At 50.5% G+C, this 23,415-nt stretch carries 22 protein-coding genes and 3 tRNA genes; 3 read left to right on the forward strand and 22 right to left on the reverse strand.

The genetic code is table 11. The annotated features are described in order from the left end of the window. Nucleotides 1-79: 79 nt before the first annotated feature. The 15 genes from HMPREF2596_RS03345 to def all read right to left on the reverse strand — a co-directional run bounded on the left by HMPREF2596_RS03345 (nt 80) and on the right by def (nt 13,214). A tRNA-Thr gene (locus tag HMPREF2596_RS03345) sits at nt 80-154 on the reverse strand. A 9-nt stretch (nt 155-163) separates the two neighbouring features. Next, nucleotides 164-237: transfer RNA gene (locus tag HMPREF2596_RS03350), tRNA-Gly, on the reverse strand. A gap of 31 nt (nt 238-268) precedes the next feature. Continuing rightward, nucleotides 269-352 (reverse strand) — tRNA-Tyr (locus HMPREF2596_RS03355). A gap of 98 nt (nt 353-450) precedes the next feature. Then, nucleotides 451-702 (reverse strand): YfhL family 4Fe-4S dicluster ferredoxin, encoded by a 252-nt coding sequence (locus tag HMPREF2596_RS03360; RefSeq protein WP_003679513.1) that lies wholly within the window; start codon nt 700-702, stop codon nt 451-453. Between the two features lie 122 nt (nt 703-824). Then, nucleotides 825-1,397: a 16S rRNA (guanine(966)-N(2))-methyltransferase RsmD gene (gene rsmD, locus HMPREF2596_RS03365; RefSeq protein ID WP_070849631.1), complete on the reverse strand. Its 573-nt coding sequence runs from the start codon at nt 1,395-1,397 to the stop codon at nt 825-827. 150 nt (nt 1,398-1,547) lie between these two features. Beyond that, nucleotides 1,548-3,854 (reverse strand): type I DNA topoisomerase, encoded by a 2,307-nt coding sequence (gene topA, locus HMPREF2596_RS03370; RefSeq protein WP_070849633.1) that lies wholly within the window; start codon nt 3,852-3,854, stop codon nt 1,548-1,550. 79 nt (nt 3,855-3,933) lie between these two features. After that, nucleotides 3,934-4,389 carry a Smg family protein gene (locus tag HMPREF2596_RS03375; RefSeq protein ID WP_070849635.1) on the reverse strand — a complete coding sequence of 152 codons (456 nt, stop codon included), beginning with the start codon at nt 4,387-4,389 and terminating at the stop codon, nt 3,934-3,936. 24 nt (nt 4,390-4,413) lie between these two features. Further along, nucleotides 4,414-5,604 carry a DNA-processing protein DprA gene (dprA, locus tag HMPREF2596_RS03380; protein ID WP_070849641.1) on the reverse strand — a complete coding sequence of 397 codons (1,191 nt, stop codon included), beginning with the start codon at nt 5,602-5,604 and terminating at the stop codon, nt 4,414-4,416. Between the two features lie 235 nt (nt 5,605-5,839). Continuing rightward, the gene (locus tag HMPREF2596_RS03385; RefSeq protein ID WP_070849643.1) at nt 5,840-7,114 is read right to left on the reverse strand and encodes a sigma-54-dependent transcriptional regulator; all 1,275 of its coding nucleotides are present in this window, start codon (nt 7,112-7,114) and stop codon (nt 5,840-5,842) included. Next, nucleotides 7,101-9,227 (reverse strand): sensor histidine kinase, encoded by a 2,127-nt coding sequence (locus HMPREF2596_RS03390; RefSeq protein ID WP_070849645.1) that lies wholly within the window; start codon nt 9,225-9,227, stop codon nt 7,101-7,103. The genes HMPREF2596_RS03385 and HMPREF2596_RS03390 overlap by 14 nt, the downstream gene beginning before the upstream one ends. Before the next feature lie 3 nt (nt 9,228-9,230). Beyond that, nucleotides 9,231-9,824 carry a DUF4390 domain-containing protein gene (locus HMPREF2596_RS03395; RefSeq protein WP_049322230.1) on the reverse strand — a complete coding sequence of 198 codons (594 nt, stop codon included), beginning with the start codon at nt 9,822-9,824 and terminating at the stop codon, nt 9,231-9,233. After that, on the reverse strand, nt 9,790-11,049 hold the full coding sequence (rsmB, locus tag HMPREF2596_RS03400) for a 16S rRNA (cytosine(967)-C(5))-methyltransferase RsmB (protein WP_070849647.1): 1,260 nt from the start codon (nt 11,047-11,049) through the stop codon (nt 9,790-9,792). The genes HMPREF2596_RS03395 and rsmB overlap by 35 nt, the downstream gene beginning before the upstream one ends. A 47-nt stretch (nt 11,050-11,096) precedes the next feature. After that, nucleotides 11,097-11,615, reverse strand: a complete 519-nt coding sequence (locus HMPREF2596_RS03405) for an O-acetyl-ADP-ribose deacetylase (protein WP_070849649.1) — start codon at nt 11,613-11,615, stop codon at nt 11,097-11,099. Between the two features lie 33 nt (nt 11,616-11,648). Then, a complete protein-coding gene (gene fmt / locus HMPREF2596_RS03410) occupies nt 11,649-12,575 on the reverse strand; it encodes a methionyl-tRNA formyltransferase (protein WP_070849651.1) in 927 nt (308 codons plus the stop codon). A 135-nt stretch (nt 12,576-12,710) separates the two neighbouring features. After that, the gene (gene def, locus HMPREF2596_RS03415) at nt 12,711-13,214 is read right to left on the reverse strand and encodes a peptide deformylase (protein ID WP_070849652.1); all 504 of its coding nucleotides are present in this window, start codon (nt 13,212-13,214) and stop codon (nt 12,711-12,713) included. A 234-nt stretch (nt 13,215-13,448) separates the two neighbouring features. On the opposite strand from def, the gene HMPREF2596_RS03420 reads away from it, so the two are divergent. After that, entirely contained in the window at nt 13,449-14,714 is a 1,266-nt protein-coding gene (locus HMPREF2596_RS03420) for a LysM peptidoglycan-binding domain-containing protein (protein ID WP_049336996.1), read from the forward strand. A gap of 298 nt (nt 14,715-15,012) precedes the next feature. Here HMPREF2596_RS03420 and HMPREF2596_RS03425 read toward each other — a convergent pair whose 3' ends face one another. Together HMPREF2596_RS03425 and pyk are read right to left on the reverse strand one after the other, a co-directional pair. Then, nucleotides 15,013-16,428 carry an OmpP1/FadL family transporter gene (locus HMPREF2596_RS03425; protein ID WP_070849654.1) on the reverse strand — a complete coding sequence of 472 codons (1,416 nt, stop codon included), beginning with the start codon at nt 16,426-16,428 and terminating at the stop codon, nt 15,013-15,015. A gap of 176 nt (nt 16,429-16,604) precedes the next feature. Next, nucleotides 16,605-18,077: a pyruvate kinase gene (gene pyk / locus HMPREF2596_RS03430; protein WP_070849656.1), complete on the reverse strand. Its 1,473-nt coding sequence runs from the start codon at nt 18,075-18,077 to the stop codon at nt 16,605-16,607. Nucleotides 18,078-18,298: 221 nt separating this feature from the next. Between pyk and HMPREF2596_RS03435 the strand changes: the two genes are divergently transcribed. Continuing rightward, nucleotides 18,299-18,802, forward strand: a complete 504-nt coding sequence (locus tag HMPREF2596_RS03435) for a hypothetical protein (RefSeq protein WP_070849657.1) — start codon at nt 18,299-18,301, stop codon at nt 18,800-18,802. A gap of 65 nt (nt 18,803-18,867) precedes the next feature. Here the strand turns inward: HMPREF2596_RS03435 and HMPREF2596_RS11535 are convergent, their stop codons facing one another. The 5 genes from HMPREF2596_RS11535 to pyrB all read right to left on the reverse strand — a co-directional run bounded on the left by HMPREF2596_RS11535 (nt 18,868) and on the right by pyrB (nt 22,408). Next, a complete protein-coding gene (locus tag HMPREF2596_RS11535) occupies nt 18,868-18,996 on the reverse strand; it encodes a hypothetical protein (protein ID WP_283140398.1) in 129 nt (42 codons plus the stop codon). A 23-nt stretch (nt 18,997-19,019) separates the two neighbouring features. After that, entirely contained in the window at nt 19,020-19,883 is an 864-nt protein-coding gene (locus tag HMPREF2596_RS03440; RefSeq protein ID WP_070849659.1) for a GNAT family N-acetyltransferase, read from the reverse strand. Between the two features lie 276 nt (nt 19,884-20,159). Then, nucleotides 20,160-20,825 (reverse strand): COG1361 family protein, encoded by a 666-nt coding sequence (locus tag HMPREF2596_RS03445; RefSeq protein ID WP_036491369.1) that lies wholly within the window; start codon nt 20,823-20,825, stop codon nt 20,160-20,162. A 193-nt stretch (nt 20,826-21,018) separates the two neighbouring features. Further along, nucleotides 21,019-21,477, reverse strand: coding sequence for an aspartate carbamoyltransferase regulatory subunit (pyrI, locus tag HMPREF2596_RS03450; protein ID WP_003749219.1), 459 nt, complete (start codon nt 21,475-21,477; stop codon nt 21,019-21,021). Between the two features lie 10 nt (nt 21,478-21,487). Continuing rightward, nucleotides 21,488-22,408 carry an aspartate carbamoyltransferase gene (pyrB, locus tag HMPREF2596_RS03455; protein ID WP_049322220.1) on the reverse strand — a complete coding sequence of 307 codons (921 nt, stop codon included), beginning with the start codon at nt 22,406-22,408 and terminating at the stop codon, nt 21,488-21,490. Between pyrB and HMPREF2596_RS10915 the strand changes: the two genes are divergently transcribed. Next, nucleotides 22,407-22,703 (forward strand): hypothetical protein, encoded by a 297-nt coding sequence (locus tag HMPREF2596_RS10915; protein ID WP_083324979.1) that lies wholly within the window; start codon nt 22,407-22,409, stop codon nt 22,701-22,703. The two genes, pyrB and HMPREF2596_RS10915, sit on opposite strands and share 2 nt — an antisense overlap. Nucleotides 22,704-23,415: the final 712 nt, after the last annotated feature.

The raw sequence follows: 23,415 nt of genomic DNA on the forward strand, positions 1-23,415 counted from the left end.
GTTTGCTACGTTCAAATTTTTCCTTAGCCATGGCAATATCCTATAATCTAAGCTTTTGAAAGAAAGGGTAATAATGAGATGGTGCCCATGGGCAGATTTGAACTGCCGACCTCTCCCTTACCAAGGGAGTGCTCTACCCCTGAGCTACATGGGCGAAATTGTTTGGAGCGGGTGAAGGGAATCGAACCCTCACCGTAAGCTTGGAAGGCTTCTGCTCTACCATTGAGCTACACCCGCATACTCACTATTTGCTCCAAGTAAGAATTTTTGGTGGAGGGAGAAGGATTCGAACCTTCGAAGCTCACGCAACAGATTTACAGTCTGCCCCCTTTGACCGCTCGGGAATCCCTCCAAAAGAGAACGCTAGTTTATTTGCAACTCAGATTTCCGTCAAGATTTTTTTTCACTTATTTCTTTAAAAATATCCAAGCTTTTGCTTTTAAACACTATTTATTTAAACTGAATGATTTTTTCGTACTTGGCCATCAGTTCTTCGTGCGTTTCAGGATGCTCTTCATCGATCAAGATACAGTCGACAGGACATACCTGTTGGCACTGCGGCTCATCGTAATGGCCTACACATTGCGTACACAAATTTGGATTGATTTCGTAAATTTCTTCACCTTGCGAAATGGCATCATTAGGGCATTCCGGTTCGCACACATCGCAGTTAATGCACTCATCTGTAATAAAGAGCGACATTTCTATTTCCTTTTTTCTTAAATTATCAAAACCGATTGGGCGCGGATTATAGCACAAATGACGTCGGAACAATCTGTTTGAAAGAATGTTTTACACCTTGGGAATGATTATCAAATTCCATACTATTCAGCAACTTGCGAATAGAGCAACAATTCAAACTTACTCATTCCCGCCTTTCCTTCCCGATAAATTTCCAGCCAATCCGGTTTTTCAGGCAGCTTCCCTGCTTCAATATAGACCATCGCCTCATTTTTCAAGTGGCTTTGCAATCGGATAAACAGATTTTGCCAATCTTCCCATGCAAACGGCGGATCAAGGAACACGACATCAAATTTTTCAGACGGCCTTGTCAAATAAGCCATGCCGTCTGAACACACGATTTCCACATGCCTCAAGCCTAATTCACGAACATTTTTCTGAAGTGTTTGTACAGTTTGGCGGTGGTTGTCGACCATTACCACTTTTGCCGCATTACGAGAAGCAGCCTCCATTCCCAAAGCACCACTACCGCTGAATAAATCCAATACTGTTTTGCCGGTTAAATCCTGACCCAACCAGTTAAACAGTTTTTCACGCACGCTGTCAGGTGTCGGACGCAAACCATCTGCGGACAGAAAAGTTAACTTTCGTCCCCTACATTGCCCGCCAATGATGCGTACTTGATTGGTGTGTTTGGAATGTTTGTTATTTGCCATAATTTTTTAAAAGATGCCAAGTTTTCAGACGGCCTCAATTATATAGTGAAACTGCTATCAAACCGTATTCCCCTCTTATCCTTTCAATACAAAAAAGGCCGTCTGAAAATCATTTTTCAGACGGCCTTTTTCTATCCAAGCTTTAACCAATTACTCCTTCGGTGCAGGCGGTTCAATCTGTTCTTTCCAGCCGCATTCTTTTTGCGGGCAGACTTTTTCCACGCCCCAACGTTTGGTGGTTTTGATGGTTAAAACTGGCCATGCGCATTTTGGGCAGGTTTCTGCAATGGGCGGGTTCCATGTGGCGTAGTTACAATCCGGATAGGTACTGCAACTGTAAAACAGTTTGCCGTAGCGGGATTTGCGCTCGACGAGGTTGCCTTTTTTGCATTGTGGGCATTGGACGCCGGTGTCTTTCGGTTTTTCCAACGGCTCAACGTGCTTGCATTTCGGATAGTTGGCACAGCCGATGAATTTGCTGCCGGTACGGCTGTATTTGTACACTAGGCGACCGCCGCATTTAGGGCATTCACGTCCGTCAAGTTCGGCTTGTTCGGCCTCGGCTTTGGCGATGCGCTCAGCGGCTTCTTCGGCGGTTTCGTTAACGTTGCGGGTGTAGCTGCACTTGGGATAGCCGGCGCAGGCGACGAAGCGGCCCATTTTGCCGAATTTGATTTGCAGTTTATGTTCTCCGCATTTCGGGCAGGTTTCGTCGAGTTCCTGCGTGGTGAATTTGGCGCGTTCGATGCCCTCTTTTTCTTCTACTTGTTTGATGAACGGTTTCCAGAATTTGTCCATCACGGGGATCCATTGGCGTTTGCCGTTGGCAATTTCGTCAAGCTGGTCTTCGAGTTTGGCGGTAAAGTGGTAATCGACATATTGGGCGAAGTGTTCGGTCAGGAATTTATTGACGATATCGCCTGTGTCGGTGGGCATGAAGCGTTTTTGCTCAAGGGTAACGTATTCACGGTCTTTGAGCGTGGAGATGATACTGGCGTAGGTCGATGGGCGGCCGATGCCGTATTCTTCGAGGGCTTTAACCAGTGTGGCTTCGTTATAGCGCGGCGGCGGGGTGGTAAAGTGTTGTTCGCCGTAAAGTTTGTCCACAGGCAGTTTGTCGCCTTCGCTCATTTCGGGCAGTTTTTTGCTGTCTTCGCTCTCTTCATCGTCGCTGCTTTCTTCGTAAACGCTGAGGAAGCCTGCGAAGGTTTGTACTTGTCCGGTTACGCGGAATACGCCTTTGCCGACGGTAATATCGACGGTGGTTTGGTCGAATTTAGCGGGCGTCATCTGACAGGCAACGGTACGCTGCCAAATCATTTGATAGAGTTTGAACTGGTCTGCGCTCAGGAAGGGTTTGACACTTTCAGGCGTGCGGTACACGGAAGTCGGACGGATCGCTTCGTGGGCTTCTTGGGCGTTTTTGGATTTGGTTTTGTATTGTTTGGCGGCACTCGGCAGATATTCTTTGCCGATTTTGTTTTCGATGTAATGGCGGATTTCGGTTAACGCTTCATCGGCCAAATTCACGCTGTCGGTACGCATATAGGTAATCAAACCGATGGCGCCCTGCCCTACGTCTATACCTTCGTAAAGTTGCTGGGCAGTACGCATGGTGCGGTCGGTGGTAAAACCGAGTTTGCGCACGGCATCCTGCTGCATGGTAGAAGTGGTGAACGGCGCGGCGGGATTGCGGCTGCGCTTTTTCTTTTCAATGGCGGTAACGACTGCCTCTTTACCTTCGAGTTCTTTCAATATGTCGGCTTGCGCGGTTTCGTTCGGCAGGTCGAATTGTTCGAGTTTCGCGCCGTTGTATTGGGCGAGTTTGGCGGTGAACTTGCTACGGCCTTTGTGGCTGTCGAGATGTACCGTCCAATATTCCTGCGCTTCAAACGCGCGAATTTCGTTTTCGCGTTCGCAAATCAAACGCAGGGCGGGGCTTTGCACGCGGCCCGCGCTCAAACCGCGGCGGATTTTTTTCCACAACAATGGCGAGAGGTTGAAACCAACCAGATAGTCCAAAGCGCGGCGGGCTTGTTGCGCATCAACCAAATCCATTTCGATTTCACGCGGATGGGCGACGGCATCGAGTACGGCGTTTTTGGTGATTTCGTGGAACACGACACGCTGCGGCTTGATGTTTTTCAGGCCGCGTTTGGATTTGAGGATTTCCAAAAGATGCCAGGAAATGGCTTCGCCTTCCCTATCCGGGTCGGTTGCGAGGTAGATGTTTTCGGCTTCTTTGGCACCGGCGACGATGGCATCGACGTGTTTGCTGTTGCGGCTGATCAGCTGGTACTTCATGGCAAAGCCGTTGTCGGGATCAACTGCTCCGCTTTTGGGTACCAAGTCGCGGACATGACCGTAAGACGCTAAGATTTCAAAATCACCGCCCAGATATTTCTTCAGGGTTTTGGCTTTGGACGGGGATTCGACGATTAATAGGTTTTTCGCCATTGTTGTTCTCTTTTGGATGTATTGGGTTTATGTTTCAGACGGCCTTTTATCATTTTGTTCAGGCCGTCTGAAAAAAGGTTTAGTGCATCACGTTTTGTCCGGTCAACGCACTCATCAAGTCGTCGCCAATCAGGACGGGCAACTCGCTCTTGTGCATCCACAACACCAGCAATACCAATACTTTGGCGGTATCGAGGGTGATTTCGTCCGATGGAATGTGCATCAGGGCGTGAATGACGATTTCGCGCTGCTCGTAAGTAATTGCGTGCTCGGCAACCAGATACTGCATCAAGCCCATGACTTCCTGCGGCAGGTTTTCAGCTTCTTCACGGCAGAATATGCGCAGGGAATCGCTGTTAAACGGCTCGGCATAAAATTCGGACGTATTGAACAAGACTTCCATCATCATCAATGTGTTGCCGATTTCCGTAGCGTCAAAACCTGCATCTTCCAGCAGGCGACCCAAATCTTCCGGAGGCGGACAGTTGTCGAAATCTTGGAAGTGTTCGATTAAATAGGCAATGACTTCGGTCATGCTGGTTCCTTAAATATAGATAATTTATGCTTTGATGCGCTGGTAACGGCCGCCCGGCAAAGCGGCAACGATACCGTCGAGTTCGTATTCCAAAAGCTGTGCGTATACGTCTGCTGCTGCCGTATTGGTTTGTTGCGCCAAAATATCGGGGTGTATCGGGTCGTAACCCATTGCTTCCAATAAAGCGCTTGTTGATGGGGCGGCAGGAGGGTTTTCAGACGGCCTTTGCGGTTCATCCGCTATTGTTTTGGGTTGCAGACGTTTGGTTTGGTCGTTTTTTGGTTTTACCGTCTTATTTATAGAATATGATGGAACAGGCGTATTTTGCAATAGCTGCGGACATTCGTGAAGAATATCGTCCAAACATTCCACCAATTTTGCCCCGTCTTTAATCAGCTTGTGGCAGCCTTTGCTGTGCGGATTGTCTATCGAACCGGGTACCGCCATCACTTCGCGCCCCATCTCCGCCGCCAGCTTGGCAGTAATCAATGAGCCGGATTCCAATGCCGCTTCGACCACCAATGTCAGCTGCGATAATGCGGCAATCAAACGGTTGCGGCGCGGAAAGTTGCCTGCAAACGGACGCGTGTCCAAAGGGAACTCGCTGACAATCAATCCTTTTTCAGCGATTTCATAAGCAAGGTTTTTATTGGATGGCGGATAAATGCGGTCTATACCGGTTCCCCAGACGGCGATGGTGCCGCCATCTGCCTGCAATGCGCCCTGATGGGCGGCGGTATCGATACCCGAAGCCATACCCGATACGACGGGAATGCCTTTTTCACTCAACGCCCTGCCGAAATCTTTGGCAATCCGCATGGCCTGCGGTGTGGCATGGCGGCTGCCGACAATCGCGGCAGAGGGTGTGTGCAACAGTCCTGCATTGCCGCGCAAAAACAAAACCGGCGGCGCGGTAATGCCTTGTGTCAGCATTTCGGGGAAATCATCATCTTGCAGCAGCAACAAACGGCAACCGTCCTGCATTTCCCATTGTAAAGCGGCTTCGGCAGACTGCTGCGCCAAAGCCCGTTTGTCCGCATTGCGCCATGACTCGGACGCCTGTTTATGGCGTACCAGGGCGGCAATTTTGTCTGCCGGCGCACTCAAGGCAGCTTGTGCACTACCGAATTGCTGCAACAGCACCAAAAAACTTTCTGCGCCGATATAGGGCGTAAATGCCAGTTGCAACCAAGCAAAACGCTCGTTTTCCGTCATCAATCTGTTCCCTTTTCGTAATGGTTTTCAGACGGCCTGAAGCAAATCAAGGCCGTCTGAAAATTTTATTGGTATAAAACTTTTGTCTGGCTTAAAAGGCAAAACAACAATGCCTGGCCATATCATTATTTTTTATCAAATATTGCTTATCCAAGCAAACCGTCAAATGACGATGCCGTCTGAAAAACCTGATGGCTTTCAGACGGCCTCTTTTGCGTTTGAACCGATATTGCGCTTATTCTTCGGATTTGTCGGCGCTGCGGCGCGATACGCTGATACCGAGTTGTTTGAGTTTGCGGTAAAGGTGCGTACGCTCCAAACCGACCTTTTGCGCCACGCGGCTCATATTTTGGCCTTCTTGGGCGATGTGATACTCAAAGTAGCGGCGCTCGACTTCTTCCCTCAATTCGCGCAAAGGCATATTGAAATTGAAGCCGCCGATGATTTCTGTCGCCGTTGCATTTTCCTTCTGACCCAAAGCCACGGCAACGGCCTGCTCGTCCACTTCTTTGCCGTCCGATTCCAACATGATGTTTTTCACCGTTTCGGCAAGCTGGTCGTAATTGCCCGGCCAATCGTATTGGCGCAAAACCACCAACGCGCTGTCGCTGAATTTTACCGGCTGGATTTTTTGACTTTCGGCCAAATCGGTCATGATGCGGTTGATTAAAAAGACAATATCGTCCGGTTGGCTGCGCAAAGAAGGGATATTGATGCGCTCTTTCAACAGCTCCGCCAGTCGGCCGGCAACGACGTCATCGGCGCTCTCGCCGCGTTTAAAGCCGCATGAAGCAATCACACGGACATTGTAGCGGTCGGCTTTCTCCAGCAAGAAAGCGATGCCGTTTTGGATGTTTTTGCTGTAACGGGCAATATCGCCGACATACAAAATACCACCTGATGCCTTTTGCAACAGCTCCATCGGCGTATCGACAATGTGTTCGACACGGTCGGTTGCCACCCAAGGCGTACCGCTTTTATGTAGATAGCGGGCAACAATTTCAAACGGCGAGCCTGCCTCACCGGCCAACAGCAGCGGGCGGTTGTGTTTGGCGGCCGCTTCAATGCTGCCGTTCATTTCTTGAATGACGGGGCTGTTGCCCAGTTTGTCCAAAGTCATGCCGGAGGCCGTCTGAACTTCGCCATGTTTCAAGGCGCGTTCTACTGCGGACAAGAGTTTTTGCAGGGCAATCGGTTTTTCCAGAAAATCGAGCGCACCGATTTTGGTGGCTTCAACCGCGGTGTCGATGCTGGCATGGCCGCTCATCATAACCACGGGCATATTGAGTTGGCCGTTTTTCGCCCACTCTTTCAACAAAGTGATGCCGTCGCAATCGGGCATCCAAATGTCCAGCAATACCATGGCCGGACGCGTTTGGTAACGCAATTGGCGCGCTTCTTCGGCATTTTCGGCCAAAGTAACGGTATAGCCTTCGTCTTGAAGGATTTCGGAGAGCAGGTCGCGGATGCCTACTTCATCATCTACAATCAAAATATCACTGCTTCGCATAAGTTTCTGCCATTTCCGGTAAAGCTATTTTGACGCACGCGCCGCCGCTGTTCTGATTGCTCAGACTGATGCGGCCGCCATGCTCCTCGATAATTTTTTTCACAACGGGCAAACCCAGCCCCGTTCCTGTCGGTTTGTCGGTAACGTACGGCTCAAAAGCATTGTGCAGCATTTCTTTGCTGAAACTTTTGCCGTTGTTGCAGACAGTCAGGAAAACCTGTCCGCCTTCGCGTCCTGTTTCGATGTTTACTTGCGGCGCCTCGTCCGACTCCGCCGCTTCTGCGGCATTCTTAAATAGGTTATGCAACACTTGGCGCATGGCCGTCGTATCGGCGGCAATCGACAGGGCGTCAGCGCTAAGCCGTGCATTAAATTTGCACGCGCCAGCCTCATATAATACCAATACTTCCGACACCAAACCGTTTAAATCTTGTTTTTCTAAGTTCAGAGACGGCGCACGCGCATAATTGCGGAATGCTTCGACCATTTCTTTCAGCGCGGCAACCTGTTTGACGATGGTATCGGTTGAACGGCTGAGGATCTGGGCGTCTTGTTCATCAAGTTTATCATGCAATTTCCATGCCAATCTCTCGGCGGAAAGCTGGATGGGCGTAAGCGGATTGCGGATTTCGTGTGCCAAACGTTTCGCCACTTCGCCCCATGCGGCCTCTTTTTGCGCGCGTATCAAGACGGTAATGTCATCAATCACCATCACCACGCCGTTATCGTTGTCTTCCGGCAGGATGGTGGCTTTGCCCAACAAGATTCGGGCATCGTCGGGCGCGGCGTATTCGACTTGGACGGGTTTGTCGCTGTCGGCGGTTTCATGGATGGCGGCAAACACATCGGCCAACAGGGTTTGCTGCGGCGATTTGCCGTGCCATTGATGCCAGTTGCTGCCCCACAAAGACACCAGCGAAACGCCCAAAATCTGTTCGGCGGCTTTGTTAAAGGTTTTCAGACGGCCGTCTGCATCCAAAGTAATCACGCCTGTGGTCAAACTTTCCAACACGCATTCCAAATAATGGCGGGCAGCTTCTTCGCGCAAACGGTTGCGCTCGTCCGCCTCTTTGGCAATCGCCAATTGCTCGGTCATGTGGTTGAACAATTGGGTCAAACGGCCGAACTCGTCATTGCGGAATACCGGCCGGGTCTGGCTGAAGTCACCCTGAGCCACCGCCCGCGCGCCCTCTGCCAACGACAACACCGGCGCCACAAAACGGCGGGCAAAATACAAAGCCATCACCAGTGCCAAAAAGATGGCCAACAATGTCGCGACCAACAGCGTGGACAGGAAAAAGGTTTGCAGGCCTTTTTTGGTATAACTCAGCTCGGCGTATTTGGCGCGGGCCGCTTCAATCAGCGTCGCATCTTGGGCAACATCTTTCGGAATTGGTTGCCGGAAAAATAGCGCATAATCCTGATTTTTATGCGTACCGATCAGCATCCAGCCTTGAGCATACAGCACGCCGCCGATGTTTTCCAAGCTACGCACCGAGCCTGTCTGCTCCAGCTGCTCCCATCCTTCTTTGTTGAGCGTCGGTTGATTTAGTTTCAGGGGGTTGATACTTTTCTCGACTTTATGGGTGGTCGCGTTATAAAGCGCCAGCTGGGCAAATTCGGAAGTAGGCGCGGATTGGGTCAGCGTCTGCCCCAAGTCGCCGTCCAGCGAAGCGGCGCTGATTAAATCGATTTGCACCGGCGTGGCGTTGCTGACAGCATTGTCCACCGCCAAGTTCAGCGCGGATTTGCTCAAATTTAAGCTGCGCTCTAGAGCCTCATGGGTATCGTTGCCAAACCAAGAATTAATCGTGCCGTTAATAAACTGGGCGGAAATACCGAACAAAAACACACCCGGCAATACGGCAACTAAGGTAAACATCCCCGACAGCCGGCGCGCAATCTGCGAGCCGAACACGCTTTTGCTGTTGTCGCGCATCAAAAGCACGACATAGCGCACCAACACCGCGGCCAACACCAGCAACAGCAAGCCGCACAAGGCGACAATCCACCAGAAATAATCGGACAATACGTTGCTGCTGCCCGTTGCAACAGTCAGGCCGTACAACAAAACTACGGCGAATACGGCGGAAATCAGAAGAAAGCGGCGCATGGTTTACTCCTGCACGACCGACAAGGATTTCCACCCCGAATCCAAATGCCAGTTTTTAGACGTCAGGGCATTGATTTGGAACGGTTTGGGCAGCTTGGCGGTTGTCAGCAGCAGGCGGATTTCAGCCTTCGTGTCTTTGGCGGCCACATCACTCAGCGCGCCCTTGGATAAAACCTTCCAATTCGCGACCGCGCCCACTGCGCGCAAGGCGGCTTCAAGCGTGTCGTACTCGGTAGAAAACGTACCGACGGTAACGCGATAGCGGTTGGTCAGCGGATGGAAGGATAATTTATATTGAATCGTGCTGTCGTTGTTGAGCAGCTGGTCGAACTTGAATTTATAAGACGCCACGGACGGCGCCGACAGCTGCCAACTTAAATTGAAATGCAGGGGGACGCCCTGTTTGAGTGCTTCTTTGAGCTGATCGGGCAGGTCGGTGCGGAAACGGCTGCTGACGGAAAGCTGTCCGGCATGGGTCAGCTTTGCCTCGGCACGGGTCGCACTGATGCCCTCGCCCGCCGCGTTCAGCGACACGGCGAGCAAGAGCGGTACAATCAGCGTTTTACTGCTTTTTAATAAGCGCGTAATAAAAGCCATCTTGATGTTTGTTCGGTAAAAGCACATGCGATTCGATCAGCTCGGCATCGGCATGGCGGTTAAGGAATTTTTGCAATTGACCGTCGTTTTCTTCGACAAAGACCGAGCAGGTAGCCAGCAACATCCTGCCGTTTTTCGTCAGGGTCTGCCACAGCGCGTCTAATAATGCTTCCTGTTGGCGTGCAGTTTTGACGGCATCGGTCGGGCGGCGCAGCCATTTGACATCGGGATTGCGGCGCGCCACGCCCGAAGCGGTACACGGCACATCGGCCAAAACAGCGTCAAAGGCCTTACCATCATACCATGCCGCCAAGTCCTGCGCATCGGCACAAGTCAAAGAGGCCGTTTGAAAGCCTAAACGGTCAAGATTGCTCTTCACCCTGTGAAGACGGCCTTCGTCTATATCCAAAGCGGTAACATGACAATCTGCCAGTTCCAAGATATGGCCTGTCTTACCGCCCGGCGCCGCACAGGCATCGAGGATGCGTTCGCCGTCTTTCGGGTTCAACAAATAGGCAGCACGTTGCGCACCAAAATCCTGCACAGACACCAGGCCGTCTGAAAAACCGGGCAGGCGGCTTACCGGCACAGCTTCTTCCAACATCACGGCGTATTCGTCCAACGCCCTGGCCAAAATACCTTCCGCAGCCAGTTTTTCCAAATAGCTTTCGGCATTGCCGTGTCGGCGGTTGACGCGCAAAGTCATCGGCGGATGCGATTGCAGCGCGGTGGTGATGTTGTGCCAATGTTTCGGATAATGGTTTTTCAAGTAAGCCACCCACCACAGCGGCAAATTATGTTTCGCCACATCGTCTTTTTTGCAGGAAGCCGCGAGCTTGTCGCGTTCACGCAAAAAGCGGCGCAAAATCGCATTGGCAAACGAGCGGAACTGGCCGCGGCCGATTTTGGCAATGCTTTCCACCGCCTCATTGACCACGGCATGAGGCGCGTTGCGCGTGTAATGCAGTTGGTACATTGCCGCCAAAAGCAGGCTTTCTAGCTGCGGATTGTCAATCGGCTTCTTCAGCATTTGTCCAAGCATATATTTCAAACTGCCCAAATAACGTTGGCAACCGTAGGCAATATCCTGCAACGCGCCGTTTTCCTGCGCCGTCAGCTGCGGATGCGCCGCGCGGATTTCCGCCAAGACATCCTGAAGATTGCGCCCTTCGGCAACCGCAGCAACGCTGTCGGCAGCCAGTTTTTGGGCGAGGGACATACTCATATTTTTGCTTTCTGACTTTATATTTGATTTCAAGTGTTCGGCGGATTTCAGACGGCCTGTTCGGCAGCCAGCAATACCCGATAATATTCGGCATCTGTTTTGGAAAAACAGCAAAAGATGATTTTTTCCACTGCCGGACATTGCGGCAGGGTTTGTTTCAAACTCTCCAAAGCGATACGTGCGGCGGCTTCGACCGGAAAACGGTACACACCGGTGCTGATGCACGGAAAGGCAATGCTGTGAAGATCGTGTTTCTGGGCAAGCAGCAAAGAATTGGCATAGGATTGTGCCAATTTAGCCTCTTCATTTTGTTTTCCGCCAAACCATACCGGCCCGACCGTGTGGATGACAAAGCGTGCAGGCAAACGGTAGCCTTGGGTAATTTTGGCTTCGCCTGTGCGGCAACCGCCCAAAGTGCGGCACTCGTCCAGCAGCTCTTTGCCTGCGGCGCGGTGTATCGCACCGTCTACGCCGCCACCGCCCAACAGCGATGAATTGGCGGCATTGACAATCGCATCGACTGCCAATCGGGTAATATCGCCCTCAACCACTTCAAAAACAGCCATTATTTTCTTTCCTCTACGTTGGTTTCCAGCCTGTTACAAAACCGTTCCGATTTCAATCGTCCGGCCTGCCGCAAATGCCTGTATGCTCATGCGTTTGCTGCCGGAAGGCTGCAATTCGGTGATGTTCAGCGCGTTTTCACCGCACGCCACCAGCAGGCCGTCTGAAGTGCAGGACAACACCTCGCCTGCTTTACCCTGTTTGGCCACGACTTCAGCACGCCAGATTTTCATCGGTTTGCCTTGATACTCGACCCACGCGGCAGGGACGGGGTTAAAGGCGCGGATTTTGCGCTCGATAATGTCTGCGGACTCGTTCCAATCGATACGCGCCTCTTCTTTGCTTAATTTTTGGGCGTAGGTAACGCCTTCTTCAGGCTGTTTGACCGCATTCAGACGGCCTTCCGCCTGTAGTCGCTTTAAGTCAGCAACAATCGCTTCCGCGCCCAAACCCATCAACGCGTCATGCACTTCGTTGGCGGTATCCATAGGCTGGATGGCGTAGCGGTGTTCGCTGACCACATCACCGGTATCCAAGCCGATGTCCATCTGCATGATGCACACGCCGGTTTCGGCATCACCGGATTCAATCGCACGTTGAATCGGCGCCGCCCCGCGCCAACGGGGCAACAGCGAGGCGTGGATATTGAGGCAGCCGTGTTTGGGCGTATCCAACACTTCCTGCGGCAAAATCAAGCCATACGCGGCCACCACCATCACATCCGCGCCCGTATCTTTGAGCATTTGCAGGGCTTCGGCGTTATTGCGCAACTTTTCCGGCTGCGCCACGGTCAAACCCAATTCCAAGGCAGCCTGTTTGACCGGCGATGCGGTCAACTGCATGCCGCGGCCTTTGGGGCGGTCGGGCTGGGTCAACACCAGCGGAATTTCAAAACCTGCGGCGGCGATGGCTTTCAAGGCGGCAGCGGCAAAATCGGGCGTACCGGCAAAGATGACTTTCATGTTGTGTCCTTGTGGAAATGGTTTGAATGGGCGCGTTGGGCAAACTGTTTCAGCTGAAAAGGCCGTCTGAAAGATTGAAAACCGAAGTCTGCCTTCTGTTTTGTCTTTTCAGACGGCCTTTAAGCGATGCGTAGGTCAGATAGTGTGTTTCTGACGTTTTTTCAGTTTGGTTTTGATGCGGCCTTGTTTCAGCTGCGACAGGTGTTCGACAAACACGATGCCCATCAGGTGGTCCAATTCGTGCTGCACGCAGATTGCCAACAGGCCGTCTGCTTCCAGCATGAATTTCTCGCCTTTTTCGTTCAAAGCCTCGACTTTGACGCGCTCGGCACGGGTTACGGTATCGTAAATGCCCGGCACGGACAGGCAGCCTTCTTCATAAGTTGTCTCGCCGTCTTTTTCGACAATGACGGGATTGATGAACACGCGCGGCTCGCTGCGGTCTTCGGTCAAATCCATCACGACGATGCGCTCGTGTACGTCAACCTGAGTGGCCGCCAAGCCGATACCGCGTGCTTCGTACATGGTTTCAAACATATCGGCAACCAATGTTTGGATGCGCTCGTCGATTTTCTCAACAGGTTTGGCGACCGTGTGCAAACGCTCGTCAGGGTATTGGAGGATGTTCAGTAAAGCCATAATATTCTCGTTTTATAAAGCTGATGTGTGATTTTCATACAGATTTGGTTTCCGCCGCCACAATCTCCTGTCATGACAGCAACATTCAATGCTAAAATAACGCCGAAAAATGTTAAGATAGCGCGACAGAGGCCGTTCGTTATCGTATTGATGGATGGGCGGCAGTTTCGCAAACTCCAGCCTTCTCTGTTTATCATCTGAAGACAAACCAAACCGATTTCAAGGGGAACGGTTATGCAACAACGTATTATAACCCTGCTTTGCATGGCAGGCATGGCTATTTCTGCCCACACTCAGGCAGCTTCTTTAAAAATCCGCCCCAATGCGCCGCAACGCTACGTCGTTAAAAACGGCGATACCTTGTGGGGTATTTCCGGCAAATATCTGTACAGCCCATGGCAATGGAACCGCCTTTGGGGCGCCAACCGCAACGCCATCCGCAATCCGCATCTGATCTATCCGGGTCAGGTGTTGGTTTTACGCTACGTCAACGGCCAGCCGCGACTGGGTTTTGAACACGCTCAAACCCGTTCAGACGGCATTCCCGTGATCAAACTGCATCCGCGCGTACGCGAAACTTCCGGCTACGGCATTCCGACCGTCAACGTCAACCTCTACCGCATGTTCATGAAACATCCGCAGATTATCGCTCCGGAAGAAACCGCCAACGCGCCGCGCCTGATTGCAGGCCCCGACAACCGCGTCCTCTACACGCAAGGCAACCGCGTGTACGCATACGGCCTGACCGAACCCGGCCGCTACCTGACCTACCGCGTCAATAAAAACATCACCGATCCGGAAACCGGCAAATTCCTCGGCCAAGAAGTCGTGTTCAGCGGCATCGCCAACACGCTGCCTTACACCGACTCCGCCTTGGAAAACCGTACCCGCGCTTCTGACGAAAAACTCAAAAGCAACGAGTATTACACCCAAGTCAACAAAGTCATGAAGCTGCGCACCCAGTCCGCGCAACCTTTGGTTATCGAAGAAGCCGTTTCCGAAATCCGCAAAGACGACTATCTGCTGAAACTGCCCGAAGGCCTCGACAGCTTCAATGTGATGCCTCACGCCCCTGCCCGTCCGATTCAGGCCAAAGTCGTTTCCATCTTCGACGGCGTGGGCGAAGCCGGCCAGTTCCAAACCATTACGTTGGATAAAGGCGAACTCGACGGCTTGGACAAAGGCACGGTGGTCAGCCTCTACAAACGCGGCCGCCAAGTCCGTGTCAATCTGTCCAACAACCTGATTCGCAAGCCGAAAGACAAAGATACGGTTGAATTGGTTTCCATTCCGGCGGAAGAAATCGGTTTGGCAATGGTGTACCGCACATCCGACCATCTGGCCTCCGCCATTATTTTGGAAAGCCTGAACAGCGTTTCCATCGGCGATACCGCCTCCGAACCCGGCCGCGATTTGGACAATATGGCTGATGAAAAAACCATGGATAAACCGGCCGAAGACGAACAAGAAAGAGAAATTGAACTGGAAGTCCGCAGCTGATTGAGCTTTCTTAGCAGCCATCCGGCAAATAAAGGCCGCCTGAAAACCTGTTTTTCAGACGGCCTTTTGATTTCCGCCCATTAAATAAAATTGGTAACGCGTTGTTTAAAGCACAAACAATATCTCATGTCTTCAGCTATTTATCGGCTATCCCCTTTCCCGTTCTGGCTATTCCAATCAGAAATATGAAAAGCCCAACACGCTATTTATTGCCTATTGATTGTTCCATCTATTCCTGCCAATTAAAAAGGCCGTCTGAAATCTTCAGACGGCCTTTTTATCCATAACTCAAATCCGATTATTTGAATTTGTAAGTGTATTGCAAGCCCAAGATGTCCGCTTTGTTTTTGAAGCGGGCAGAGGATGCACCGCGGCTGTCCACGTCGTTGCCGCTGGCTTTGCCGGTGCGGTAAACCGTGTCATTGATGTGAATATGGCTGTACGCCGCATCGATCACATGGTTTTTACCCAGTTGATATTTAGCGCCGACGGAGAACCAGATACGGTTGCCGTCAGGCAGGCTGTTCATGCGATCTTCAGCGCTTTTAACCGGTGATTTGTCAAAAGCGATACCGGCACGCAGTTGCAATGGTTCGGTAACTTGGTAAGAGCCGCCGAATGCGACTTTATAAGTATTGCGCCAGTTAGGCGTAATGACGGTACGGTCGGATTTGCCGTTGACAACGTTTTTGGTATTTTCAAACACCAGCTCGGCTTTGTTAAAGCGGCTGTGGCGCGTCCAAGTCACATCGCCGAACAAATTGGTTTTGTCGGTGGCGCGGTACATACCGTGAACAGACAAAGACTCAGGCGTGACGATTTTGACGCTGGCTTTTTCGTTCGGCACATAACCGCGCGCAGCCATTGCACCCAAATCCCAAGCACGTTTTGCATATGCGCCGTCCGCTTCCCAATCGGCAGTGCCTTTTAACGTATGCGATACTTTGGAACGATAGTTCACACCCACGCGTGCGCGCTCGTTGATGTCCCACATCCACGCCAGTTGATAGCCGAAGCCCCAATCATGGCCTTTTACATCGGCATGACCGTCAGCTTTGCCGGTCGCATCGACAGCAACGGGACGGCCTGCTTGACGGGAAGCCAAGCCGCTGGCCAACTGGCTGATGGCGCCGGAAGCATCCCAGTCGGAGTATTTGCGCAATTCGGCTTTGGAATATTGGGCAATCAAACCGGCACCGACGGCGTGCTGCTCATTCAGTTTCCATGCGACTACCGGCTCGATGGCGATGGTGGTCAAACCCAGTTTGTTGATGTTGTGGCGCAATACGGAATCTTTTTCGTATTCGGTTGCAGAGCCGAAGGGAACGTACACGCCCAAACCCAAAGTAATATCGTCGCTGGCTTTGTATGCGCCATAGATGTGCGGAGCAACGGTGGTTTCGGTAATTTTGCCGCTGGTCGAGCCGCTGACATCGGTACCCGTGCGGAAGTGTTTCGCAGATTCCGCCTCATAGTGAATGCTTGGAAAAACGATATTGGCGTTGACGGAAATTTGGCTGCTGTCGATTTTGCTCAAACCGGCCGGGTTGTAGAAAATGGTTGATGCATCGGCGGCTTCGGCGGCGGCGGCGTTGGCCGTGCCTTGTGCGTTAACGGATTGTGTGCCGAAGTGGTAGCCGGAGGCTTGGACGGCGGTAGATAACAGTGCTGCGCTTAAAATAAATACTGTTTTTTTCAGATTGAAATGAATCATTTTGGTTTACCGTGAAAGTAGCGGACAAAGAAAAAGGCCGTCTGAAACGTCCTTTATTGATTTAGTATAGGCACTCAATTCTATACTACATCATTATTTTTGCCTAATCTTTTCTTTTTTTACACAAAAAAAGCAGGCTGAAACAGCCTGCTTTTCCAATCATCGGATCACTGCAATTATTTGACCTGCAACACTTCCAGCGTATTGGTCGAACCGGATTCACGCATTTGCGAACCGCTGGTGATGATGTATTGGTCGCCGCTTTGGAGGATTTTGTGTTCTACCAGCATGGCTTCCACTTCGTTCAGCGCGGTATCGTGATCGGTACTGGTTGCCAAAATCAACGGACGCACGCCGCGGTACATCGCCATGCGGCGTTGCGCTGAAACACTCGGCGTCAGGGCAAAAATCGGCAGGGTGATGTTGTGGCGGCTGACTTCGAAGGCGGTCGAACCGCTTTCAGTCAGGGCAACGATGGCTTTGGCGTGAACTGCGCGCGCCACGCTGACCGCACCGCCGGCAATCGCCAAGTTGGTGCTGACGGCTTCGGGATAATCGACCTGTTCGGCAACGCCGTTGAGCGAATCTTGTTCTTTTTCCGCAGCCGCGCAAATAATCGCCATTTGGCTGACGGTTTCAAACGGATACGCGCCGACGGCGGTTTCGGCGGAACACATCACCGCATCGGTGCCGTCCAATACCGCGTTGGCCACGTCGCTGACTTCCGCGCGGGTCGGGACAGGGTTGGTGATCATGGATTCCATCATTTGGGTTGCAGTAATGCTGAAGCGGCGCAACTCGCGTGCGCGGCGGATCATGCGTTTTTGCAGGGCGGGGACGGCAGCGTGTCCGACTTCGACCGCCAAGTCGCCGCGTGCCACCATGATGCCGTCGCTGGCGAGGATGATTTCGTCCAAGTTTTCAATCGCTTCCACACGTTCGATTTTGGAAACCAACCCGGGGCGAACGGCAGTGCTGCCTTTCATTTCTTCTTCGACTTTGGCGCGGGCAGTGTGCAAATCTTCGGCGGATTTCACAAAGCTGATGGCGAGGTAGTCGCAACCGATGGCAATCGCGGTTTTCAGGTCGCGGAAGTCTTTTTCGGTCAACGCGCCGGCAGATAGGCCGCCGCCGCGTTTGTTGATACCTTTGTTACTTTTCAGCACATGGCTGTTTTCTACCCTTGTAATAATCTTACTTCCTTCAACCGCTTCAACGGTCAAAGTCAACAGGCCGTCGTCCAGCCACAAAACATCGCCGGCAGCGACGTCATTGGGCAAATCGCGGTAGTCCAGGCCAACCGCTTCGCGTGTGCCTTCGCCTTCAAGCGCGGCATCCAAAATCAAGGTTTCACCCTTATTCAGCTCGATACTGCCGCCTGCGATTTTGCCGACGCGGATTTTAGGTCCTTGCAAATCGGCCAGAATGGCGATTTCCTGACCCGCACGTTTCGCGGCTTCGCGTACGATACGGGCATTTTCTTCATGAAACTCCGGCGTACCGTGGCTGAAATTGAAACGGACGACATTAAGGCCGCCGACACGGATCATGTCTTCCAACAATTGTACATTGTTGCTGCCCGGACCCAGTGTGGCGACAATTTTGGTATTGTGGCTGATACGGGTTAAATCACGTTGCAATTGGCTCATGTAAACGTCCTTTCCTGTTGATTTCACGTTTGATAATGAAGAGGATTGTACTCTTAATGCAATAATGTTGGCGTAAAATTACATCATTTTCTGACTTAAACTAAATTTATTTTTGCATTAACCTACTTTCCTATCGGATACAATATACCCTCACGTCGTCATGTTTAATTTTCAGACGGCCTCACTCATCCGAATAGAATACTGAAATATCCGACCGATCCATGAAACGTTTTTTGACTCCTCTGCCCATCGGCATCGTTTTGGCTGACCTGATATACGGTTTCGTCCTGAATGTGATGCAAGGCTTAAACTTGCAACAAACTGCATCCAACCAGTCCGGCACGCTTTCCGTTACGCCCGACATCGCCTTCAACAGCCTGCAAATCGTCGCCAACGGCGGCATGGTCTGCATCATCGGCTTCGGTTTGATTGTTTTGTTCCAACTCAACCGCGCCGTATTGCGCCGACAAATCCTGCCCATCGGTATTTTCCGAACCCTCGGCCTGTTGGCTGTTTTGGCATTCAGCATTTCGTCTTTGTGGGAATGGTTACATGCCGCTTTGTCACTGCTTTCCGGCCGCAATGTTTTAAACTTCAGCAACCCGCGTTATCTGGTTACCGCGGCCTGCTTGCCCATTATTGCTTTCTTGTGCATCTTGCGCCTGTACAATTGGTATCGCCTGCATCGGACTGTTGCCACCGACGATACCTCCGCTACCTTCTAATCAAGCTGCAAAAAGGCCGTCTGAAACAGAAAAACCTATTTCAGACGGCCTTGTCATTGTATATCTCAACGTTGATGGCTGGTTTCTACACCGGCCTTAATCTCGCCATACATTTGCGAATTGCCTTGTCCGCTGCCTGATGCGCAAGCCGCTAAACTCAGTGCCAAAACAGCCGCAGTCAAAATCTTCAACATGGGATTCCCTCTTTCTACAACCATTATTTCGGATCGCAACGGAAATGGTAGGCGCAAATTTCAAATCCGTTTTTGAAGTAGAGACGATGCGCATCTGCGCGGTCATGGTTCACATGGACATTCAGATGGATTTTAGTTGCGCCGGTTTCCGCACCGATTTTGCGTACTTCTTCCAACAAGCGCGAAGCATAGCCTTTTCGGCGGCTTTGAGGCATGGTCACGATGTCGTCAATATGGATGTGGTAACCGCTGGCCAAATTGTACGCAGCATGAAAACCGCATACGGCTACGGCATTTTGTTTGCCTTCTTCAAAAATACCCAGCAGGCGGTAGCCGGTTTTACGCTGATGCTCGTTGATTTGTTCGACAAAACGGTGAATATCGGTCAAAGAAGAACGCAAAATGCTCAATGCCGCAAAAGCGGTCGCAGTTTCTTCCGGCGGAATTTCACGCAATACGCCGACCACAGGCGCGGCAGCTTGAGACTCGGACTGGGTATCGGCCGCTTCCGCACGCTCGGCGGCGTGTTTTTCTTCAATCGCCTGCGCCAACAAAACGCGCTCGACCGGCACTTCGCCCTGCTGTTTGCTTTCCTGCTCTTTGAGTAAGGCTTTGCAGTCAATCACGCGCAAATCGTTATCCGCTGCAAAATCCATCAAGAAACGGAACATTTGCGGATTGTCTTCTTCCAGTTTTTTATCGACTGCCACGCAACGGACATTGTCCACCAAAATCGGGCGCACCCAATTCGAATAGGAAAGGCGGTTGTCTTTGGTGAAGGAAGACAAAATACCGCACAGGCGCTCCGCCCAGTCGCTTGGTCGGAAAATCTTGCCTTTGCTGGTTGTACCATGGATCACAACTTCATAAGGATTACACACTAACATAAGCAGCTTCCTGAAAGTAAATGGCTGAAGGAATATTTCGCCGCTGCCGACATCAGAAAAAGTTCCGATACATAGCAACAGATGATTGAAAAAATATCAGTAAAGTTTTGAACTAAAACAATGATAAGACGGCCTTGCCGATCCTGGCAATCCGTTTCGAATTCTTTGATTATTATACCCGATACGCCTCTTTTTCTTCAAAAATCATTTGAAAAATAACAACAGGCCGTCTGAAACCAAGTATTTCGGTTTCAGACGGCCTGCATATCCTACACATCAATACAACAATTTCTTACGGGGCTTTTGCTCGCCGCCGGATTTAATTTCCGACAGATTGAAATTCAGTATGCTCAAATCCAAGACGCTTTCTGAAGTGCATTGATCGCCAAAGGCATTTTCATAAGTGGCTTTCAGTTTCAACACACCGCCAAATGTTTGGTCCGGCAATTCGGCAGCCAGCGCCAACATACTTGCAAATACGCCGCCATACAATTCTCCCGATGCCAGCATATCCACGCCCCCGGAAAACATCTCCAACTGCATCACTGCATCGGCAACCAGCTTGCTCGGCAAGTGATCCGGCAAAGGTTCTGCCTCAAAGCGCACATTCTTCGCCAAGCCCTTACCGCTATTGCGGACAACCAAAACCAATAAATCCGTTTGCCCGTCAGAACGCTGCAATGTCGCATGTAAAACCGGATGAATGCTCTCTTTTTGAATCAGCTGCTCACGGTGCAACATCTTGCTTTTGGCTTTGGATCGCGCAGAGACGACGGCCCAAATCAACCAAACCAATGCAACGGCAGAAATGGCTGTAACCAAAAGGGGAAGATTGGCCAAATAGGCTTGCTGATTAAACCAAACTTGTGCGGCTAAAAATCCGGCAAAGAAAATTAAGACGTATAAAATTGGGGCAAACCGGCTTTGTATGGATGAGTGCATGAGTTTTCCTACATTTCGTATCATGTTATTAAAAAATAATGCCTTTCGGGCGAATAATGTCATCAACCCGGAAGGCATTATTTTAACGTAATTTTAACGCAACTTGGCTTAATATCTTGCTTTTTATCATCTAATGTATCAAGCAAACAACTCAAATTTCGCAGCCGTGTCTTCAGACGGCCTGAGATTTTTATCAGGCTTCGGCAACCGAATCACGCGAGAAGGTTTTTTCGCAATAATGACATTTCAAACGCGTCTGCCCATGATGTGAGCGGACATAAAAACGGCTGATGACCGGCTCGCCATGACTGGCGCAATTGGTATTCGGACAGCGGAATACCTCCGAAATTTCATCCGGCAATGATAAATGCTGTTTCTCAACGACCTTAAACCGATCGATTTTGTTGACCACTGCTTCAGGGGCAAACAAAGCCAAACGGTTTGCCGCATTGGCATCCAACCATACGCCGCTGATTTTAATAATGTCTTTGCTGCCCTGCGTTTTGCTGGGCAAATTGAAGCCGACCGTTACTGCATTGCCATAATGCAGCAGTTTGAACTGCCTTAAAATGGCCAAGCCCTTACCGGCAGGAATATGGTCAATGACCGTACCTTGTTCGATCGCTTCCACGCTGAGTTTTGAGTTTTCCATCTTTCGCTCCTTAAACTTCTTCGTTCAATACCAAAGACAAAATCGCCATCCGTGCATACACACCGTTGGTTGCCTGTTCAAAATAATAGGCATGAGGTGTTTTATCCACATTCGGATGAATTTCATCTACCCTCGGTAAAGGATGCAAGACGCGCAAATTGGGTTTGGCATTTGCCAGCATTGACGCATCAAGATTGAATTTACCCTGGATTTTGGCAAATTCCTGCTCATCAAAACGTTCGCGCTGAACGCGGGTCATGTACAAAATATCCGCCCATTCGACCGCTTCTTCCAAGCCGGGCAAAATTTGATAAGGGCAACCGGCCTCTTCCAGCTCTTCAGTGATATAGTCCGGCATCGCCAAGCTGGGAGGGGAAACAAACGCAAATTCACAACCCCAACGCTTCAGCGCCTGACATAATGAATGTACCGTACGGCCATATTTTAAATCACCGGCCATCGCAATCTTCAAATTGCTCAAACTGCCCTGTGTTTCATAAATCGTGACCAAATCCAAAAGCGTCTGACTCGGATGTTGGTTGGTACCATCGCCGGCATTAATCACGGGCACGCTCGAAAACTCGGCCGCCACACGAGCCGCACCGTCTTTCGGGTGTCGCTGAATAATCGCATCCGTATAGCTGGAAATAATCCTCGCAGTATCCGCAAGCGTTTCACCCTTTTTCGCACTGGTATTCGCGCCATCGGAAAAACCGATAACTTTCCCACCCAAACGCTGTACCGCCGTTTCAAAAGACAAACGCGTACGGGTGGACGGTTCAAAAAAGCACGAACCAATCAACTTGCCTTCAAGCAAATCTTCACGAGGCTGCTTTTTCAACTTCAAGGCCGTCTGAAGCAGCAATTCGAGCTGCTCCGTCGTCAAATCTGAAATTGAAATAATATGTTGCCGATAAAGCGGATTAGGCATGACCATTCCTTCCCATAAAAAAACCCGCAAAGCGGGCGTTTCAAGCAAACCGATTCCATCGTTGCCCGGCATGATTCCCACCGGACAGTCTCAACCATGTTTCTACCACACCCATGAAATCTCCCGCATTATCGCATATTTAACAGACGACTGCTTCTATCAAGTTTTCAGACGGCCTGATACCTTTGCAAAAAATCCTTCATCCTCAACAGCCAAAACTCAAACACAGGGATTTGACAGTTTCCTTTTATCTTCCCAATACTCGCATCTTGTAGGAGCAAACAAGCGCAAGTAAGCTATTAACCGCTTCAACGATTCAAACATATCGCTTTCGAATAGCGTTGCACACTGTAGTTTAAGTCATTGATGCAGCATTATTCAGACTGCCCGAGATTAATAGTTTTGTCATGGGTAAGGACAATAAAAGATAAGGCTGCAGACAAATTACACCAAGCAAAGATAGCATTGTCTGCAGGGTAAAAGCTGGTTGATACAGCAAACATATATCTGTATCTATTTTGAAAGGCTATATTGAGAAACTACACATCACTCCGTCAATATCGACGAGATAAGGTATAGCAGAATGCACGATCAAAGGCTATGGCAGCAAAACAGATAGCACCTAGAAAAACATCAGCTACAGACCTGCATTATTGAAAAGTCCTTTGCAACAACTCATCGACGGAAACGCAAACCAAACACAACCGAATATTTATTGAAAACCCGTTATGTAGTTGAACAAAGCTTTGTTACGTTTTACTGTAAATCAGGCTGTGAACCTAATTTGCTTTAGGCAACTACAGCTTTCTCTACTTTTAAACTTTTCCGTTCAGTTTACAGTTCAGAGTGTTGCTTCCCGCTGGCTGATTGCAGTGTTAACATAAGGTACTGGATTTGAAATATTCAGTTCGTCAAAATAATAAAACGGGTTAAGACAATAATGCAGTACTCGAGGTTGAGAGCAGCCTACCAAAAGACGTGCCCGCGCACGTCCTTTTTTCTTTCTT

This window comes from Neisseria sp. HMSC078C12, from assembly GCF_001838065.1.
In the GTDB taxonomy this organism is placed as follows: Bacteria; Pseudomonadota; Gammaproteobacteria; order Burkholderiales; family Neisseriaceae; genus Neisseria.

Excerpts from the sequence above, each read along its gene's own strand:
- HMPREF2596_RS03440 (WP_070849659.1), bottom strand. The coding sequence starts at position 19,883 with ATGTTAGTGTGTAATCCTTATGAAGTTGTGATCCATGGTACAACCAGC.
- HMPREF2596_RS03405 (WP_070849649.1), bottom strand. The coding sequence starts at position 11,615 with ATGGCTGTTTTTGAAGTGGTTGAGGGCGATATTACCCGATTGGCAGTC.
- HMPREF2596_RS03425 (WP_070849654.1), bottom strand. The coding sequence starts at position 16,428 with ATGATTCATTTCAATCTGAAAAAAACAGTATTTATTTTAAGCGCAGCA.
- HMPREF2596_RS03390 (WP_070849645.1), bottom strand. The coding sequence starts at position 9,227 with ATGCGCCGCTTTCTTCTGATTTCCGCCGTATTCGCCGTAGTTTTGTTG.
- dprA (WP_070849641.1), bottom strand. The coding sequence starts at position 5,604 with ATGACGGAAAACGAGCGTTTTGCTTGGTTGCAACTGGCATTTACGCCC.
- HMPREF2596_RS03360 (WP_003679513.1), bottom strand. The coding sequence starts at position 702 with ATGTCGCTCTTTATTACAGATGAGTGCATTAACTGCGATGTGTGCGAA.
- pyrI (WP_003749219.1), bottom strand. The coding sequence starts at position 21,477 with ATGGAAAACTCAAAACTCAGCGTGGAAGCGATCGAACAAGGTACGGTC.
- pyrB (WP_049322220.1), bottom strand. The coding sequence starts at position 22,408 with ATGCCTAATCCGCTTTATCGGCAACATATTATTTCAATTTCAGATTTG.
- HMPREF2596_RS11535 (WP_283140398.1), bottom strand. The coding sequence starts at position 18,996 with ATGTTGAAGATTTTGACTGCGGCTGTTTTGGCACTGAGTTTAGCGGCT.
- HMPREF2596_RS03375 (WP_070849635.1), bottom strand. The coding sequence starts at position 4,389 with ATGACCGAAGTCATTGCCTATTTAATCGAACACTTCCAAGATTTCGAC.
- rsmD (WP_070849631.1), bottom strand. The coding sequence starts at position 1,397 with ATGGCAAATAACAAACATTCCAAACACACCAATCAAGTACGCATCATT.
- HMPREF2596_RS03435 (WP_070849657.1), top strand. The coding sequence starts at position 18,299 with ATGAAACGTTTTTTGACTCCTCTGCCCATCGGCATCGTTTTGGCTGAC.
- HMPREF2596_RS03395 (WP_049322230.1), bottom strand. The coding sequence starts at position 9,824 with ATGGCTTTTATTACGCGCTTATTAAAAAGCAGTAAAACGCTGATTGTA.
- HMPREF2596_RS10915 (WP_083324979.1), top strand. The coding sequence starts at position 22,407 with ATGACCATTCCTTCCCATAAAAAAACCCGCAAAGCGGGCGTTTCAAGC.
- pyk (WP_070849656.1), bottom strand. The coding sequence starts at position 18,077 with ATGAGCCAATTGCAACGTGATTTAACCCGTATCAGCCACAATACCAAA.
- HMPREF2596_RS03420 (WP_049336996.1), top strand. The coding sequence starts at position 13,449 with ATGCAACAACGTATTATAACCCTGCTTTGCATGGCAGGCATGGCTATT.
- HMPREF2596_RS03445 (WP_036491369.1), bottom strand. The coding sequence starts at position 20,825 with ATGCACTCATCCATACAAAGCCGGTTTGCCCCAATTTTATACGTCTTA.
- HMPREF2596_RS03385 (WP_070849643.1), bottom strand. The coding sequence starts at position 7,114 with ATGCGAAGCAGTGATATTTTGATTGTAGATGATGAAGTAGGCATCCGC.
- rsmB (WP_070849647.1), bottom strand. The coding sequence starts at position 11,049 with ATGAGTATGTCCCTCGCCCAAAAACTGGCTGCCGACAGCGTTGCTGCG.
- def (WP_070849652.1), bottom strand. The coding sequence starts at position 13,214 with ATGGCTTTACTGAACATCCTCCAATACCCTGACGAGCGTTTGCACACG.
- topA (WP_070849633.1), bottom strand. The coding sequence starts at position 3,854 with ATGGCGAAAAACCTATTAATCGTCGAATCCCCGTCCAAAGCCAAAACC.
- fmt (WP_070849651.1), bottom strand. The coding sequence starts at position 12,575 with ATGAAAGTCATCTTTGCCGGTACGCCCGATTTTGCCGCTGCCGCCTTG.